The sequence below is a fragment of the Microcystis aeruginosa NIES-843 genome, assembly GCF_000010625.1.
In the GTDB taxonomy this organism is placed as follows: Bacteria; Cyanobacteriota; Cyanobacteriia; order Cyanobacteriales; family Microcystaceae; genus Microcystis; species Microcystis aeruginosa.
The window spans coordinates 1,022,602-1,039,175 of sequence record NC_010296.1 but is presented as its reverse complement, the minus strand read 5'-3'; the positions used below and the strand labels follow the sequence as shown (position 1 = coordinate 1,039,175).

Genomic DNA, 16,574 nt, shown 5'->3' with positions numbered 1-16,574 from the left:
GAAAATTTTCAAACGTTTCCTGAAATTTTATCACGTTGGGGTAACATCTAAGGCATCCTCAAGCCAAGGGGCAAAATCTTGGGCAAAAGTCCCCCCTAGGATAGATTGACGAATTTCACGGGTAAATCTGATTAATTCGGCGATATTGTGCAGAGATAAGAGAATATAACCCAACATCTCCCCCGATTTAATTAAATGATTTAGATAGGCACGGCTAAAGTGTTGACAGGTGTAACAGGGACAAGTCTCGTCTAAAGGGGCGAAATCCTCCTTAAAACGGGCATTTTTGAGGTTCCAACGCTCTCCCCGCACCAAAGCCGTGCCATGGCGACCAAAACGGGTGGGAATGACGCAATCAAACAGATCTATGCCACTAGCGATCGCCTTGGCCATTTCTCGATAGGTTCCCACTCCCATCAGGTAACGGGGTTTATTTTCGGGGAGTAAAGGGGCAGTTATCTGGACAATGCGATGAATTAGGCTCGTTTCTTCCCCCACACTCACGCCACCGATAGCATAACCGGGTAAATCGAGTTTTACTAAAGATTCCGCCGCCGCTGCCCGTAAATCCTCATAGATTCCCCCCTGCACTATGGCGAATAAAGCCTGTTGTTGGGGTCGTTGATGGGCCCTCAGACAGCGCTCTAACCAGCGATAGGTGCGTTCTATGGATGCTTTCATGGTCTCATGACTGACTCCCGTGGGGGGACATTCATCGAAGGCCATAATCACATCAGCACCGAGGGCATTTTGAATCTGAATCGATTTTTCTGGCGTAATTTCGATTATTCTACCGTCCCGGGGCGATCGAAAGGTGACTCCCGATTCTTTAATTTGCCGCAGTTGACTGAGGCTAAATACCTGAAATCCACCAGAATCTGTTAATATTGGCTGATTCCACGCCATAAACTCGTGTAAACCTCCCGCTTTCTCGATAATACTTTCTCCAGGCTGCAGATGCAGGTGATAGGTATTAGCGAGAATCATTTGCGCCCCCGTGCTGGCGATTTGAGCGGGGGTCAAACCTTTCACCGTGGCCAAAGTTCCCACGGGCATAAAACGGGGTGTTTCTACCGGTCCGTGGGGAGTATGCCAAACCCCAACCCGCGCACCAGTTTGGGGACACCGGGCGATTAATTCAAAGGAAAATCCCACTGTTTCAGTTATCAGTTATCAGTTATCAGTTATCAGTAACCAGTTATCAGTTATCAGTAACCAGTATTTTTGCTCGCTGCCTAAAAGGGGCAATCGTTGTCGTCTTCGTCTTCAAACTGCACATCCCACTTAGCAGAAAGTACCTGAGTAACCATGGCTTCGAGGGTATCGGCATTGAGACGGGCTTTCATATCGGGGTCTTGGAGTGGATTACTCAGGGGAATTAGCCGTAATTGCCGATTGTCTTGGATCAGATCAAAATAGGTTTCACCGTCGGGAGAGCGGGTTAAACGCAGACAATCGAAGCTATAGGTATTGAGATAAAGACTGTAGTTAGCAACTAGGGTGCTTTGCTGATAATCGGCGAAAACTTCCACTATCCATCCCTCCCCTTCACTCTGAATCACTCCTTCGAGACTATGGATGTAGCGAACTCGTCCGAGATCATCGAGGAGACGACGCATATCTTCTTTAGCGATGACCACGCCAGAATCAATAATACAGGGGGCGGGCAGGGGCTGTGAGGGTGGATGATAGTTCATAGGGATTGCCAGTAAAAAAATTTCCTTTTATAACCCACCGGGGGGTTTCTACCGATTCCTGTTGCAATTTTCTTCGGGTTACGTCTCGATCTTAACCCAATCCGCTAGAACTTTTCATTGTTATTTAATATTAATAACGACGATCGATGATTAATTTCCGCTTACTAAATATTTACAAAAATCTGGGTAGACAGAGCCTACCCAATCATAACTATTTACTGGGGGGGTTAGAAGCGGAAGGACTGCGATCGATCACCTGATCGATTAAACCATAGTCTAGGGCTTCTTCGGCGGACATAAAGAAATCCCTTTCCGTATCCTCGGCGATGAGGTCGAGAGGTTTACCCGTATGACTAGCTAGGTGTTCATTGAGTAATTGTTTGAGATAGAGAATTTCTTTGGCCTGAATTTCGATATCGGTGGCCTGACCTTGGGCGCCGCCGAGGGGTTGGTGAATCATGATCCGCGAGTTGGGTAGGCTCATTCTTTTGCCCGGTTTGCCGGCACTGAGGAGAAAAGCCCCCATACTGGCAGCTAAACCAATACAAATGGTGCTGACATCGGGACGGATTTGATTCATGGTGTCAAAAATCCCTAATCCGGCCGAAACGGAACCACCGGGGGAGTTGATATACAAGTAAATATCTTTTTCGGGGTCTTCTGCTTCTAGAAAGAGTAATTGGGCGACGATTAGGTTAGCTAGGTCGCTGGTTACTTCTTGTCCCAAAAAGACGATTCTTTCCCGGAGTAGTCGGGAGTAGATATCGAAGGCGCGTTCGCCCCGGCCTGTGGTTTCAATAACGGTAGGAATCATTGCGCTTTCTTGTCTTGCTGCTGCGGTTAGTTTTTTGATTTTGACATACTCCCACCGTCAAGCTACGCTGTGACGGGGGATTCTTTCCAGATCACTATCGGAAATTCCTTGTTCAACGAGACAGCTTAGATTCTCAATGTCTCCACTGAAAATCCAGAGGCCGGACTCTCCCAAGGCGTTTGGGTCGGTTTCTGTTTGCCCAACAGTACCGTTGAGATGATTTCCCAAATATTTCAACCCTTTTTTAAGAATATTTATTGCTGCATTATGATCCCTATCTAAGACTGTTTGACAATTAGGACATTGATGAGTTCTAGTGCTTAAGGTTTTTTGAACTCTCGTCCCACAAACTGAACAATCTTGAGAAGTGAAATGCGGTGGTACAGCAACACAAACAATCCGATAAATCTTAGCAAAATAATTCAACCATTCAGTGAATTGATACCAAGAAGCATCGGAAATCGACTTGGCAAGCTTACGGTTTTTGACTAAGTTTCTTACCTTTAAAGCTTCATAGACTACCAGATCATTAGACTGGACTAACGCCAAAGCGTCTTTAATTGCTTTGTCTTTACGTTGTCTTGATACTTTAAGATGAAGCTTGGCTACCTTTACCCGTTGCTTATGATAGTTTTTAGACTGTTTCTTTCCTTTACGGAATTTCTTAGATAATCGTCGTTGTGCTTTTTGAAGTCGTTTTTCTGACTTTCTTAAATAACGTGGATTCTCTACAGTATTACCTTGAGCATCGGTATAAAATTCCTTTAACCCTAAGTCAATTCCTGTTATTTGTCCCGTTGGTTTATGGTATTCTTGCCGTTCTACGTCAATCAGAAACTGGCAATAATAACCGTCAGCACGTCTAACAACTCTTACCCGTCTAATCTGTTGTTCTGAATAATAAACTAACGTCTTTTGACTACACCATAAATCAAATTCTCCTGCTTTAAAGCCATCAGTAAATCTGATTTTACGTCTATCATCAGATAGTTGGTAGCCTGTTAGTTTATACTCAACGGAACGACTATGCTTTTTGAACCGAGGAAACCCCTTTTTTCCCGGTATCTTGGCATGACAATTCTGGTAAAACCGATTAATTGATTGCCAGGCTCTATCAGCAGCCGATTGACGTGCTTGTGAGTTTAATTTATTAACCCAAGGGGTCTCTTTATTGTTAGCTAGTACCGAGCAAAGTTTTTGGAGATCATTGCGGGTTGTACCCTTATGATCCATCCAATAACGAACACAAGAGTTACGCACAAACTGAGATGTTCTAATTGCTTCATCAAGCCGGTGATATTGCTCTAGTGTCCCGTTTTTTAGCTTTGCTTCTACGACTAGCATCTAACAATTCTCGACCATTGGTTAAGTAGATTATAACACAGTTTGTCCACAGATGGTGGAATTAAACCGATGCTCCGTTGCTGACCCTTCGACTTCGCTCAGGGTCATTGATATTCTGGTCGGATTTCATCCCCCGCTAATTTTTGTGAGTATCTTATCGAAAAATGTAGCGGGGGTATTCATCCGATATTTTAGGTAACTTAGGGAATGGGGGATAAGGATTAGGGGAAGTGGGGAAGTGGGAAATTTCAACTAAAACCCTAAAACCCTAAAACCCCTAAAACCCCAACACCTAAACCCCAACAGCTAACGGCTAAAAATAATCTTCTCGATGGCATCTAGGGCGGTTTCTAGGTCATCGTTGACGATTTGATCGGGGAATTCCTCGCTGGCGGCTAATTCTTCTTGGGCGCGCTCTAGACGGCGGGCGATCGCTGTTTCGGCATCTTTGCCCCGGCCGCGCAAACGACGTTCTAATTCCTCGAAACTGGGGGGTAGGATAAAGATTCTCCTCGCTTCGGGGAAGCTTTGACAGACCTGTCTGGCTCCCTCCAATTCGATTTCTAGAATTACGGTCTGGCCTGTTGCTAATTGAGCGGCGATCGCTGATTGGGGTGTCCCATAGTAGTTGCCCGCGTATTCGGCCGATTCTAGAAATTCTCCGGCTGCCATTTTCTCCTCGAAACTGGGACGGTCGAGAAAGTAGTAATCTTCCCCCTCAATTTCACCCGGTCGAGGTGGGCGCGTAGTGGCGGATACGGACAGGTAGAGGTTAGGGAAACGAGTTAGTAAATGCCGGACTAGCGTACCCTTGCCCACACCGCTAGGGCCGGTAATGACAATTAATTGACCGGGTTGCATGGGGTTAATGACTTAGTTGCTACTATTAACAGGCGCTTCCTTGTTGACCACGAAACGGTGAGCCACGGTTTCCGGTTGAATGGCCGACAGCACTACATGACTAGAATCGGTGATGATCACCGCACGAGTCCGTCTTCCGTAGGTAGCATCGATTAAACAGCCTTTATCCCGAGCATCACTGATGATGCGTTTGATAGGAGCAGATTCTGGGCTAACGATGGCGATAACCCGATTAGCGGAAACAATATTACCGAAGCCGATGTTGATCAGTTGTATATCCATAAGTTAACAAAGGTGCAGTCCTTTGTACAAAAGAGTGTGGAGGTATGATTACAATGTTATCGAGAAAGATTTAGCCTTACAACGCTAAAAATAACATTCTTAATCACATTTTAGTATTTTTTCAGGTTTTTTGCGATTTTAATTAAATTTGTTTACACGAGTCTCTATCTTAGGGAATAAAAAGGCAAAAGTCGGGAAAATTAGGGAATTTTGGGGGAATGGGGTGTAGGGTGTGGGGTGTAGGGTGTGGGGTGTGGGGAGATGGGGTTTAGGGTGATGGGAGCTTTTTTCAGTGATCAGTAAACAGTAAACAGTAATCAGTGAACTGAAAACTCACAACTGATCACTGATCACTGATCACTGATAACTGATCACTGTTAAGAATGTCCCCGGCAATGGCATGATAATTATGGTGACTAATAAGTATTCTCTATCCTTGGTGGGTGTGTTAGACTATGGGTTTTGCTGATCTATCGATCGCTGATATTGCGGCAGAGTACGATCTGGCCGATGAATCTGTGTTGTCACTTTGCGACCAATTAGGCATCTCCTATAAAGATCGGCAGACTAATCTCGCCCTAGAAGATGCTAAAGCAATTATCTCACTGATTTTATCCCAACGCTCAGGAGTAACCGCCTCTAAAACGGAAACGTCCCCTTGACTTTATTCCCAACTGCGATCTTCTCGGTGTCCGTGATCACTTAGAATCGATCGATACCCTCCCAGAGGAGAAAATTTTTTAGTCACCTTAAAATCCCCTTTCTTGGAACAATTGCGAGTAGGAGAACAATGATCAAACGTTTGATTGTAGCAGCGATCGCTGTAGTCTTTTTTGTATTACAATTCAATCTTAACGGCGCTAGTGCCTTAGAACTCAATGAAAAAACCCTCACCATCACCCTCAATGACGCAGGGGAATCGGTGACTTTGACTTCTGAACAAGCGACGGAAGGACAGAAACTTTTTGTCGCCAATTGTACTAAGTGTCACCTGCAAGGTAAAACCAAAACTAATAATAACGTCAGTTTGGGTCTGGGTGATCTAGCAAAAGCGGAACCTCCCAGAGATAATCTGTTAGCATTGATTGATTATCTAGAACATCCCACCAGTTACGATGGTGAAGATGATCTAAGCGAACTCCATCCCAATGTTAGCCGTCCGGATATCTTCCCAGAATTACGCAATCTGACCGAAGATGATGTGTATAACGTCGCCGCTTATATGTTGGTTGCTCCCCGTCTAGACGAGCGCTGGGGGGGTACAATTTACTTCTAAATTGCCCTCCATATATCTCTCAATCCCTCTAGATTTCTAGGGGGATTTTTGATTAGACAGCAAATAGTTGTAAAAATTCTTTGAGTTCATTTAATACTTCATGCTCAAAGTTCCAAATGTCTTTTTTGGTTAAAGCATGGGATAAATTACAATATTTCTTAGCCTCTCTTTTTTCATTCTGTGATGGTGTATCTTCCCTGATATAGTTTTGAATCCACAATTTATCAATTTTTTTACGATTTATATCAATATTTTTTTGTGCAAGACAGGATCGCCAAGCTTCTACACAATCAGCATGGGGAGAATCTTGGGTTTTAATTTCTCTCAACACTGTCTCTAGTTCCCCCTGTTCATTAACATGAAGAAAATGACAACCTATTTGAGTATTCGTAGAAGCATTTAATTGAAATAGCTTTTGGGTATCATCTATCCTGACTGCTTCTCTAAAAACTCTTTGAATACATTGACTAACCAGAGCAAGTCTTTCTTGTCTGGTTTGTTCGTCTAAATCTAAAACAATACCTATCTTTTGAATATCATCTTTGAGCAGGGTGTTATTAAGGGAGCATCTCACTTACGCGATAAGTAATTATACTTAGCCTAAAAGCCACTCTTAATCGTGTCTTGGAACGAAATAGAGGCTTTTAAAGACTGCGTACATGGAGAATTAAAACAAGAATTACCCTCGAAAAGCCTATTTTTCCACTAAGTATTTATGCTCATTGCAAAGGTGAGATGCTCCCGTTATTAAGTCGTTTCAGTCGTTGTTCAAGGCTACGATAATTTTCTCGTTCTATTCCGTCTAGAATATAAAATTCAACAATAGTTATCGTTAAATGATTCGATTCATTAATATGCTCAATAATAGCTCGTAAAAAAGCCGCATCATCTTGACTTTCAACAATTATTACATTAGCCACGATTCTACTCACCTCTGATTCGATCATTATGCTTGAGAGCGTAATCTAAGATATCTAATTCACTTTTAATACCGATAATTTTATCAGTTCTGGGACTCCTTGCTAGTTCAAAATAGGCCCCCTCTTCTGGATAATATTCTAACCCCACATCGGCAAAAGCTTGGATCATCTCTAAACTGTGGGTTGTGGCAAAAATTTGGCTATCTAGTTCGATAGCTAATCGGAATAAAGTTTTCCAAATATCTGGGTAAGCAGTATAGTGAAGACCATTTTCTATTTCATCGATAAAAATAATTTTTTTAGGATTGATGAGTAGAGCAAAAATCATCTCTATCAGACGATTAATAGCTTCACCAAACAGAGATATGGGTAGGCGTTTTCTCTCTTTTCTTTTCAGATATAAATTTGGTTCACCCAGAAAAAAACTTTCTATTTTTTCAATGGACGGATCGAGAATTTGTAGAGCTTTTAGCACTTCTTCTTCCTGTTCATTAAAAACTATTTTAGTATAGGACTCGCTCAATTCTTCCAAAGATTTATTGACAGATGCGGCAATGATTACTGGTTCCTCATCACCCGCATCAGGCAAAGCGAGTATTCCCTCAGAACTAGCAATTAAAAAATAGTTCAGTTGACCATCATTTGAGTCATTATCATGGTCAAAACTTGTGTGAATATTTAAGATAGAAATAACTGATTTATTTTTAGCGATAAAATCGTATAATTTTTGTAAGTCTTCAGAGATTCCTAAAACGCTATCTTTAAGAGAATCGGAAATCGATATTTTTACCAATTTATCCCCTTGATTAGATTGGGAGCCTTTTAACTCAATAATATTTTCTCTATCAAGATTGAATAATAAATTATCCCAGGCATTTTTGGGAACAGCCTGAACAACTGCTAAAGATTGCCTACGAATGATTCCTCTGATGTAGGGATGAATAGTATTTGGATAGGGATAACTATATAAAAATATTGCCTCTAACAAGGCAGTTTTCCCTGAATTGTTTTTACCACCAATTAAATTAACTCGCTCAAAACCTTCAATTTTGGTATGCTCAAAACATCTAAAATTACTAATTTCAATATCCTTAATCATGTTGACCTCCGGGCTGAATAAGCATAAATTTAGGGGTAGGAATGAAGCTGGCGAGATGGGGATTTTTTTACTTAATTCTAGACGAGAATCGCCTCCAACTCTCAAACCGGTGACTATCCCCCACCGAAACTGCCGCCCTAAGAGATAATAGAGAGAGGGATTTATTTACATTTCTTCATCATGGCTAGAGACTTACGAGGATTTATTAAGCTTTTAGAAGATCGTGGCCAATTACGCCGCATTAGTGCATCGGTCTCTGCCGATTTAGAAATTGCCGAGATCGCTAATCGGATGCTGCAGGTGGGGGGACCGGCCCTACTGTTTGAAAACGTGCAAGGAGCAGAGTTTCCCGTCGCTATTAACCTGATGGGAACGGTAGAACGCATCTGTTGGGCGATGAACCTGAATAAACCCGAAGAATTGGAAGATTTAGGCAAAAAACTCGCCCTCTTGCAACAACCGAAACCGCCGAAAAAACTCTCCCAAGCGATCGATTTTGGTAAAGTTTTATTTGATGTCCTGAAAGCGAAACCCAACCGTAACTTTTTTCCTGCCTGTCAACAGGTGATTTTAGAAGGGGATGAAGTAGATTTAAAGAAAATTCCGATGATTCGTCCCTATCCGGGCGATGCAGGCCAGATTATCACCCTAGGGCTAGTAATTACTAAAGATTGCGAAACGGGAACCCCTAATGTCGGTGTCTATCGCCTACAGCTACAGTCTCACAATACCATGACCGTCCACTGGTTGTCCGTGCGCGGTGGGGCGCGTCACCTGCGAAAAGCGGCACAGATGGGCAAAAAATTAGAAATAGCCATCGCTTTAGGGGTAGATCCTCTGATTATCATGGCCGCTGCCACTCCTATCCCCGTAGATCTCTCCGAATGGCTGTTTGCGGGATTGTACGGCGGTTCCGGGGTACAGTTAGCCAAATGTAAAACCCTTGCTTTGGAAGTGCCGGCCGACTCAGAAATCGTCCTCGAAGGAACAATTACTCCCGGAGAGGTATTGCCAGATGGACCCTTTGGTGATCACATGGGTTACTATGGCGGTGTGGAAGATTCACCCCTGATTCATTTCCACTGCATGACCCATCGTCGTGACCCCATTTATTTGACCACTTTTAGTGGTCGTCCTCCCAAGGAAGAAGCGATGATGGCGATCGCTCTTAATCGTATTTATACGCCGATTTTACGGCAACAGGTGTCGGAAATCAGGGATTTTTTCCTGCCGATGGAAGCTTTAAGCTATAAAGCGGCGATTATCTCCATTGATAAAGCCTATCCCGGACAAGCGCGGCGAGCGGCCTTAGCTTTTTGGAGTGCCTTACCCCAGTTCACCTATACTAAATTTGTCATCGTCGTCGATAAGGAGATTAATATTCGCGACCCCCGGCAAGTGGTTTGGGCAATTAGTTCTAAAGTGGATCCGGTTCGCGATGTGTTTATTCTCCCGGAAACCCCCTTTGATAGCCTCGATTTTGCCAGCGAAAAGGTCGGTTTGGGGGGGAGAATGGGAATTGATGCCACCACTAAAATGTATCCCGAAACCGACCACGAATGGGGGGAACCTTTGGAGTCGGATCCTGCCATGGCGGTCAAGGTTTCCCAACGCTGGTTAGAATACGGTTTAATCGATATTAATTTACAAGAAGTAGATGCCAATAAGTTTGGCTACGAAATGTAGATTTAACTGACTAAATAGGGTCTGCTGAAAAAGTTTTTCCTGGGGGCAGGGTGTGGGGTGTGGGGTGTGGGGTGTGGGGTTTTACCGGTTTTGAGGTGGCCAATTACCTAATTTTCAGGGAAAAAGTCCCTGAATTTTCCCCCTGATCACTCCAATCGCTGGTACTTTTTGATTGACAAAAAGTCTAAAAGTCTTACCCAACAAGGTTTTTAGATTTATTCAGCCAACCCTAAATACTCAAGAGCTTATCTTGTCCCTAAATCTCAAAAAAATCGGGCTAGAAATATCTTCTAACCCGATGTTACTGATTAAATTCTCGACTTAGTAAGCGTCCTGTAGTTCGTAGAATTCGGGAGAAACGTAATCTTTGCGTAGAGGCCAACCGACCCAATCTTCCGGCATTAAAATCCGTTTCAGGTGGGGATGTCCTTCATAAATAATGCCGAACATATCATAACTTTCTCGTTCTTGCCAGTCAGCTGCTTTCCAAATCCAGTAAACCGAGGCAACCCGGGGATTATCTCTGGGAAGAAAGACTTTTAAGCGCACTTCCACGGGACTATCGACATTATCGGTTACTTTGACCAGATGATAGAAACTAACTAATTCTTTCCCCGGTCCCAAATCGTAAGCACCCTGACATTGGAGATAATTAAAGCCATAAGCGTATAAAGCAGTGGCCAGAGGAATTAAAAAGTCTGCTTCTACTTTAATCAATTCCACACCACTATGGTCAGCTTCTAAAGCTTGATGCTCAAAACCATTTTCGCTTAACCAAATCGAAGTGGGGCCAGCTTGCACAATAGCTGTCGTTTCTTCAGTCATTTAGATTTCTTCCTTTTGTTTCGTGGTCAAAAGAGCGGGGGGAACAGGCATACCGGTGGCTTCTAGCAACTCTTTCGGAGGTGCTTGACGGGTGGCTGATTGCAGATATTTACCCGTAAGAATCGGTTCCGTGGCCTGCATTTTGTGGGTAGTGCTGTAATAACGATTGGTTTGCTGGAGGACAGTCCCGCGTTCTTGAATAGATTCGTTAGCGACTTTTTTCCGCAGTTTAATAATCGCATCGATAATCGCTTCCGGACGAGGGGGACAACCGGGTATATAGACATCCACGGGGATAAGTTTATCTACCCCTCTAACCGCAGTGGTGGAGTCACTGCTGAACATTCCCCCCGTAATCGTACAGGCACCCATGGCGATAACGTATTTAGGTTCCGGCATTTCTTCATACAGACGCACCAAAGCGGGGGCCATTTTCATGGTGATTGTACCGGCAGTGATGATTAAATCGGCTTGCCGGGGACTAGAACGGGGAACTAAACCAAAGCGATCGAAATCAAAACGGGAACCAATCAAGGCCGCGAACTCGATAAAACAGCAAGCTGTACCGTATAGCATCGGCCAAAGACTTGACAAACGCGCCCAGTTATACAGGTCATCAACGGTGGTGAGGATGACATTTTCCGATAAATCCTGGGTAACTTTGGTGCGTTCGATGGGATTGAGGATTTTTTCGCTTTGTTGTTCGATAATTTGCTTAAATTCGCTGGTAGGGTTGGGACTCATCGGGTTATCCTCTTATGAAAAGTCAAAAATAAGGAAAATTATGGCCGTTATGACCATTCTAAGGCTCCTTTTCGCCAAGCATAGACGAGAGCAACCACAAGGATAGCAATAAAGATCAGTGCTTCTACAAAAGCTAATAGGCCCAATTGATTGAAAGCTACTGCCCAAGGGTAGAGAAAGACGGTTTCCACGTCAAAAACCACGAAAACGAGGGCAAACATATAATAACGAATGTTAAACTGAATCCAAGCACCGCCGATCGGTTCCATCCCCGATTCATAAGTGGTGCGTCTTTCCGGACCACCACCACTAGGCCGCAGGACTTTGGAGGCAGTTAGGGATAGGATTGGTACTAAACTGCAAGCAAGCAGAAATCCTAGAAAATACTCGTAACCTTTGAGGACAAACACTGGGTTTTTTTCTCCTTATTCGCTATCGACAGGGGAAGTTGTCGGCATCTCTATGGCTACTTATTATAGAGGCTTTAGCAACCCGTCTCCTTCTCAAAAGCAGCATTGAAGATGTTTATCCAGATTGCTCGTTAAGATTGTACGGGAGTGCCGGAGTTGCCAGTTCAAGCATTTGTCCTAAAATTTCCTATAGGCAGTATAGTTTGTTAATGCACAGGCTCAAAGCAGCGATCGCACTAAGAGGAGAGTATCTGGTGTGGGGATAACCTTAAGTTGGGAAAGTTGAGCATCTCATACGGCCGCTCCTTTTGACACCCCCCAGTCTGACTGCAAATCCTTGTACAGAAAAACTTTCAAGAGTTCTCAGCACCACTAGGGTATCCCCGGCCGGGGAGATCAATTTGACATACTCCCACCGTCAAGCTACGCTGTGACGGGAGATTCTTTCCAGATCACTATCGGAAATTCCTTGTTCAACGAGACAGCTTAGATTCTCAATGTCTCCATTAAGAATCCAGAGGCCGGACTCTCCCAAGGCGTTTGGGTCGGTTTCTGTTTGCCCAACAGTACCGTTGAGATGATTTCCCAAATATTTCAACCCTTTTTTAAGAATATTTATTGCTGCATTATGATCCCTATCTAAGACTGTTTGACAATTAGGACATTGATGAGTTCTAGTGCTTAAGGTTTTTTGAACTCTCGTCCCACAAACTGAACAATCTTGGCTAGTAAAATGGGGAGGAACAGCAATACAAACAATCCGATAAATCTTGGCAAAATAATTCAACCATTCGGTGAATTGATACCAAGAAGCATCAGAAATCGACTTGGCAAGCTTACGGTTTTTGACTAAGTTTCTTACCTTTAAAGCTTCATAGACTACCAGATCATTAGACTGGACTAACGCCAAAGCGTCTTTAATTGCTTTGTCTTTACGTTGTCTTGATACCTTAAGATGAAGCCTAGCTACTTTTATCCGTTGCTTGTGATAGTTGTTAGACTGTTTCTTTCCTTTGCGAAATCGTTTTGATAATCTCCTTTGTGCTTTTTTCAGTCGTTTTTCTGACTTTCTTAAATAACGTGGATTCTCTACAGTATTACCTTGGGCATCGGTATAAAATTCCTTTAAACCTAAGTCAATTCCTGTTATTTGTCCCGTTGGTTCATGGTATTCTTGCCGTTCTACGTCAATCAAAAACTGACAATAATAACCATCGGCACGTCTAACAACTCTTACCCGTTTAATCTGTTGATCTGAATAATAAACTAAGGTTTTTTGACTACACCATAAATCAAATTCTCCTGCTTTAAAACCGTCAGTAAATCTGATTTTACGTCGATCCTCAGATAGTTTGTAGCCCGTTAGTTTGTATTCAACCGAACGACTAGGTTTTTTAAATCGGGGAAAACCCTTTTCCCCTGGTATCTTGGCATGACAATTCTGGTAAAACCTATTAATTGATTGCCAGGCTCTATCAGCAGCCGATTGACGAGCTTGAGAGTTTAATTTATTAACCCAAGGGGTCTCTTTATTGTTAGCTAGTACAGCACAAAGTTTTTGGAGATCATTACGGGTTGTCCCTTGATTGAACCGCCAATAACGAACACAAGAGTTACGCACAAACTGAGAAGTTTTGATAGCTTCATCAAGCTGGTGATATTGCTCTGGTGTTCCGTTTTTTAGCTTTGCTTCTACGACTAGCATCTAACATCCTCGACCTTTGGCTAAATTAAGTATAACACAGTTTACCTACAAATGGTAGAATTAAAATAGTGCTTCGCAGTTAATATCTTGGTCGGATTTCATCCCCCGCAAAGGTTGATGTCTTGTCGAAAAATTTAGCGGGGGCATTCATCCGACATTTTAGGGAAATATGTTCTCATCCCATCTGCATTGATCCGAGTAACTTCGTGCTTTATTGGTTATTACTCTGTCAAGACTCATGATTAAACGCCAAAATCTTCCTTTTTCTCGTTATTTAACCTCAGTTACTCCCTTAACCGTCCTGTCTACCTTAGTATTTCTAGGCGCTTGTGGACAGCAACCCCAACAACAAGGAAGCCAACAACCCAGACAACAGGGACTTGAAGTCAAATTTCTCGTGGGAAGCGACCTAGCCCAATTCTGTCAGCAAGCAGCCACGAAATTGAACCAAAGCCAACCCAAACTCGCTAGCGGTGAAGCCTTTTACCTCAGTTGCGAAGCTAAAGGAAGCGGCGATGTGGTCCAAACGATTCTCTCGCTGGCCCAACAGTACCAAAATGGAACTCTCAAAGCCGATGCGCCCGAATTTCCCACCCTTTTATCCGTCGATGGCGAAATTTATCAGAGTCAACTCATCTACCAGATGAACAAGCTATTTCCCGGACAAAATTACATCCCGGAAATTACCGACTCACCCCTGATCGCCTACAGTCCGATGGTTTTCATGACAACCGCTGACCTCGCCAAGGGTTTAGAAAAAGTAGAAGATCCCTTCGTCGCCCTAGCTAAATTGGGTAACTACCGCCAACTCGATCCCAAAGCCCCACCCCTCCCCATCACTTACGTCCACACCGCGCCTACCCGTTCTAATTCTGGCTTACAAACCCTGGTGGCCCAATTTGCTGCTGTAGCAGGTAAGCGCCCAGAAGATCTGACTGTAGCTGACGTAGAAAAATATCAGGGACAAATTCAACAGATCCAGAGTAAAATCACTCGCTATGGTACTTCTACCGCTTCCCTTGCCCAATCTATGGTCGCCAACGGACCCTTTTGGGCTTCAGTAGCCTCAGTTTACGAGTCTTTGGTAATTGCTGCTAACAGCCAAGCTGGTTCCAATCAAACGCGCTATCAAGCCGTCTATCCCAAGGCTACTTTCAGTTCCAATATGCGGGCAATTTTAGCCCATGCGCCTTGGATAAGTGACCGAGAAAAAGAAGCTGCTGAAAAGGTAATTGAATTCATTCTTTTGCCCGAAACCCAACAAATTGCCACAGATTTGGGACTGCGACCGGGTGTTCCAGGAGTAGCCTTGGGAAGCAAGTTTTCTGCTGAATTTGGCGTGAATCCTCAACCCACCTATGACTCTTACCGTTCGCCCCAACCAGAAGTAGTTGAAGCCATGCTTAAAAGCTGGCAAAATTATGCCAAGAAACCGTCGCAAGTAGCAGTAGTAATTGATACTTCTGGGTCGATGGAAGGGCAAAAACTGACATCAGTTAAGAATACTTTACTTAATTACGTTCAGAACCTGGGACCGAAGGAAAGAATTGCCCTAATTAGTTTCAATTCAGTTATTAACGAACCTGTGATTATAGAAGGAACTCCACAGGGGCGAGATCGCGGCATTGAATTTATTGGCCAACTGCGGTCCAGTGGTGGAACCAGACTTTATGATAGCGCCCTCTATGCCCGCAACTGGCTATCTCAAAATTTGCGGACTGATACTATTAATGCCGTGTTAATCTTAACTGATGGAGAAGATTCGGGGTCACAAATTAATCTGGATCAGTTGGAACAAGAGTTGCAAAAGAGTGGCTTTTCTTCCGATCAGCGAATTGCTTTCTTTACTATTGGTTATGGGAAAGAAGGAGAATTTAATCCCCAGGCTTTGCAAAAAATTGCCGAAGTTAACGGCGGTTACTATCGTCAAGGAGATCCAGCGACTATATCAACTGTGATGGGAGACTTGCAAGTAGAGTTTTAAGTAATGAATTATGAATTATGAATTATGAATTATGAATGGAATTCGGAGGTGGCTTCGCCGCCGAGTCAAGCGCAGGGCGGAATTCGGAGTTCCGAGGCGCATTTGTAAGTCAACCAAATGTAGAGACTGTGATTAATTCCTGAATTAATCTACTAAATCATCAACCAGCAATCATCAACGGTTAACTAAAAATGAAAATTGCTAACCCTCTTTATTACCCTTTAGCCGTTTTAGCAGGCGGGATCGTTTTAGTTGTTGGTGTTCGCTTTTTGGGATTATCTAATACTGTTACTTTACCAACAGCATTGGCGGTAACTGTAGTCGGCGCAACCGCCTTGAAAGCTAGAGAACCAGATGGGGAGAAACGGGTCAAACAACAATTACAACAGGAACTGCAAGTTATTCAAGGTTCGGCTCAAAGTTTAGCAGGAAAGGCAGAAGTTCTGCGTCAAGAAGCTAACCAATTATTAAGCAGCAGTTCAGTGCAAATGGACTTATTAATCGCCGTACAGCAAGCTTGCGATAGTGCTATTGAACTTCCCCCAAAAATAGAACAAATTGCTCAACGTTTGCCAGAAAGTGAATCCTTATTATCAATCAATGAGTTACAACAGCAACTCTTGGAAGTTAAAAGTAAAATTCGTTCGAGTTTCGGTGTATCTCGTAAACAATTAGAACAGTTGCAAGCCAGTTTAGAACGGAATATTGAATTAGCACAACAAGGACAAGATACTCGTCAAGCAAAATTAACTAGCTTGTACACTGTGATTCAAGACTCGGCTGGGGTTCTGCAACAATTACAAAATAAATTGCGGACGGCTGACTTGACTAATTCGGAAGAACTTATAGAGTTAAGAAATTTGAGTGAAGAATTGAGTGGCTTTCAAGAAAATATTGATTTTATCATTTCTTGAACCTGACTAATAA

At 43.3% G+C, this 16,574-nt stretch carries 19 protein-coding genes; 6 read left to right on the top strand and 13 right to left on the bottom strand.

Annotated elements, in window-relative coordinates; genetic code table 11:
- Positions 1 to 30 precede the first annotated feature (30 nt).
- The 6 genes from tgt to remA form a co-directional block, all read right to left on the bottom strand.
- Positions 31 to 1,155 (bottom strand): tRNA guanosine(34) transglycosylase Tgt, encoded by a 1,125-nt coding sequence (tgt, locus tag MAE_RS05250; RefSeq protein ID WP_004163377.1) that lies wholly within the window; start codon positions 1,153 to 1,155, stop codon positions 31 to 33.
- 80 nt (positions 1,156 to 1,235) lie between these two features.
- Positions 1,236 to 1,697 carry a hypothetical protein gene (locus tag MAE_RS05245; protein ID WP_004163378.1) on the bottom strand — a complete coding sequence of 154 codons (462 nt, stop codon included), beginning with the start codon at positions 1,695 to 1,697 and terminating at the stop codon, positions 1,236 to 1,238.
- Positions 1,698 to 1,908: 211 nt separating this feature from the next.
- Complete coding sequence (clpP, locus tag MAE_RS05240; protein WP_223210720.1) at positions 1,909 to 2,550, bottom strand: ATP-dependent Clp endopeptidase proteolytic subunit ClpP; 642 nt, start codon at positions 2,548 to 2,550, stop codon at positions 1,909 to 1,911.
- An 18-nt stretch (positions 2,551 to 2,568) separates the two neighbouring features.
- Complete coding sequence (locus tag MAE_RS05235) at positions 2,569 to 3,855, bottom strand: RNA-guided endonuclease InsQ/TnpB family protein (protein WP_012264645.1); 1,287 nt, start codon at positions 3,853 to 3,855, stop codon at positions 2,569 to 2,571.
- Positions 3,856 to 4,161: 306 nt separating this feature from the next.
- Entirely contained in the window at positions 4,162 to 4,716 is a 555-nt protein-coding gene (gene gmk / locus MAE_RS05230) for a guanylate kinase (protein WP_004163380.1), read from the bottom strand.
- Between the two features lie 12 nt (positions 4,717 to 4,728).
- On the bottom strand, positions 4,729 to 4,998 hold the full coding sequence (gene remA / locus MAE_RS05225; protein ID WP_002737924.1) for an extracellular matrix/biofilm regulator RemA: 270 nt from the start codon (positions 4,996 to 4,998) through the stop codon (positions 4,729 to 4,731).
- 455 nt (positions 4,999 to 5,453) lie between these two features.
- Between remA and MAE_RS05220 the strand changes: the two genes are divergently transcribed.
- Together MAE_RS05220 and psbV are read left to right on the top strand one after the other, a co-directional pair.
- A complete protein-coding gene (locus tag MAE_RS05220; RefSeq protein ID WP_002735525.1) occupies positions 5,454 to 5,660 on the top strand; it encodes a hypothetical protein in 207 nt (68 codons plus the stop codon).
- A gap of 128 nt (positions 5,661 to 5,788) precedes the next feature.
- On the top strand, positions 5,789 to 6,274 hold the full coding sequence (gene psbV, locus MAE_RS05215) for a photosystem II cytochrome c-550 (RefSeq protein WP_012264644.1): 486 nt from the start codon (positions 5,789 to 5,791) through the stop codon (positions 6,272 to 6,274).
- 52 nt (positions 6,275 to 6,326) lie between these two features.
- Here the strand turns inward: psbV and MAE_RS05210 are convergent, their stop codons facing one another.
- The 3 genes from MAE_RS05210 to MAE_RS05200 all read right to left on the bottom strand — a co-directional run bounded on the left by MAE_RS05210 (position 6,327) and on the right by MAE_RS05200 (position 8,293).
- Positions 6,327 to 6,848: a DUF3226 domain-containing protein gene (locus tag MAE_RS05210; protein WP_012264643.1), complete on the bottom strand. Its 522-nt coding sequence runs from the start codon at positions 6,846 to 6,848 to the stop codon at positions 6,327 to 6,329.
- A gap of 145 nt (positions 6,849 to 6,993) precedes the next feature.
- On the bottom strand, positions 6,994 to 7,221 hold the full coding sequence (locus MAE_RS05205; protein WP_041803830.1) for a hypothetical protein: 228 nt from the start codon (positions 7,219 to 7,221) through the stop codon (positions 6,994 to 6,996).
- Complete coding sequence (locus MAE_RS05200; RefSeq protein WP_012264642.1) at positions 7,199 to 8,293, bottom strand: AAA family ATPase; 1,095 nt, start codon at positions 8,291 to 8,293, stop codon at positions 7,199 to 7,201. Before MAE_RS05200 ends, MAE_RS05205 begins: the two co-directional genes overlap by 23 nt.
- A 180-nt stretch (positions 8,294 to 8,473) precedes the next feature.
- On the opposite strand from MAE_RS05200, the gene MAE_RS05195 reads away from it, so the two are divergent.
- The gene (locus tag MAE_RS05195) at positions 8,474 to 9,979 is read left to right on the top strand and encodes a UbiD family decarboxylase (protein WP_012264641.1); all 1,506 of its coding nucleotides are present in this window, start codon (positions 8,474 to 8,476) and stop codon (positions 9,977 to 9,979) included.
- A 321-nt stretch (positions 9,980 to 10,300) separates the two neighbouring features.
- On the opposite strand, the gene MAE_RS05190 is transcribed toward MAE_RS05195, so the two are convergent.
- From MAE_RS05190 to ndhC, 3 genes are read right to left on the bottom strand one after another with little or no spacing between them, the layout of a single operon-like run.
- Complete coding sequence (locus MAE_RS05190; protein ID WP_002780471.1) at positions 10,301 to 10,804, bottom strand: NAD(P)H-quinone oxidoreductase subunit J; 504 nt, start codon at positions 10,802 to 10,804, stop codon at positions 10,301 to 10,303.
- Positions 10,805 to 11,548 (bottom strand): photosynthetic/respiratory NAD(P)H-quinone oxidoreductase subunit K, encoded by a 744-nt coding sequence (gene ndhK, locus MAE_RS05185; RefSeq protein WP_002760976.1) that lies wholly within the window; start codon positions 11,546 to 11,548, stop codon positions 10,805 to 10,807.
- Between the two features lie 47 nt (positions 11,549 to 11,595).
- Entirely contained in the window at positions 11,596 to 11,958 is a 363-nt protein-coding gene (gene ndhC / locus MAE_RS05180; protein ID WP_002739390.1) for a photosynthetic/respiratory NAD(P)H-quinone oxidoreductase subunit C, read from the bottom strand.
- Positions 11,959 to 11,996: 38 nt separating this feature from the next.
- Here ndhC and MAE_RS33170 point away from each other — a divergent pair, with 38 nt between their 5' ends.
- Entirely contained in the window at positions 11,997 to 12,224 is a 228-nt protein-coding gene (locus MAE_RS33170; protein WP_012264640.1) for a hypothetical protein, read from the top strand.
- A 152-nt stretch (positions 12,225 to 12,376) separates the two neighbouring features.
- Here the strand turns inward: MAE_RS33170 and MAE_RS05175 are convergent, their stop codons facing one another.
- Positions 12,377 to 13,663 carry an RNA-guided endonuclease InsQ/TnpB family protein gene (locus tag MAE_RS05175; RefSeq protein ID WP_012264639.1) on the bottom strand — a complete coding sequence of 429 codons (1,287 nt, stop codon included), beginning with the start codon at positions 13,661 to 13,663 and terminating at the stop codon, positions 12,377 to 12,379.
- A 238-nt stretch (positions 13,664 to 13,901) separates the two neighbouring features.
- On the opposite strand from MAE_RS05175, the gene MAE_RS05170 reads away from it, so the two are divergent.
- Together MAE_RS05170 and MAE_RS05165 are read left to right on the top strand one after the other, a co-directional pair.
- Positions 13,902 to 15,647: a VWA domain-containing protein gene (locus MAE_RS05170; RefSeq protein WP_012264638.1), complete on the top strand. Its 1,746-nt coding sequence runs from the start codon at positions 13,902 to 13,904 to the stop codon at positions 15,645 to 15,647.
- 191 nt (positions 15,648 to 15,838) lie between these two features.
- The gene (locus tag MAE_RS05165; RefSeq protein ID WP_004163389.1) at positions 15,839 to 16,561 is read left to right on the top strand and encodes a hypothetical protein; all 723 of its coding nucleotides are present in this window, start codon (positions 15,839 to 15,841) and stop codon (positions 16,559 to 16,561) included.
- The last annotated feature ends 13 nt before the right edge of the window (positions 16,562 to 16,574 follow it).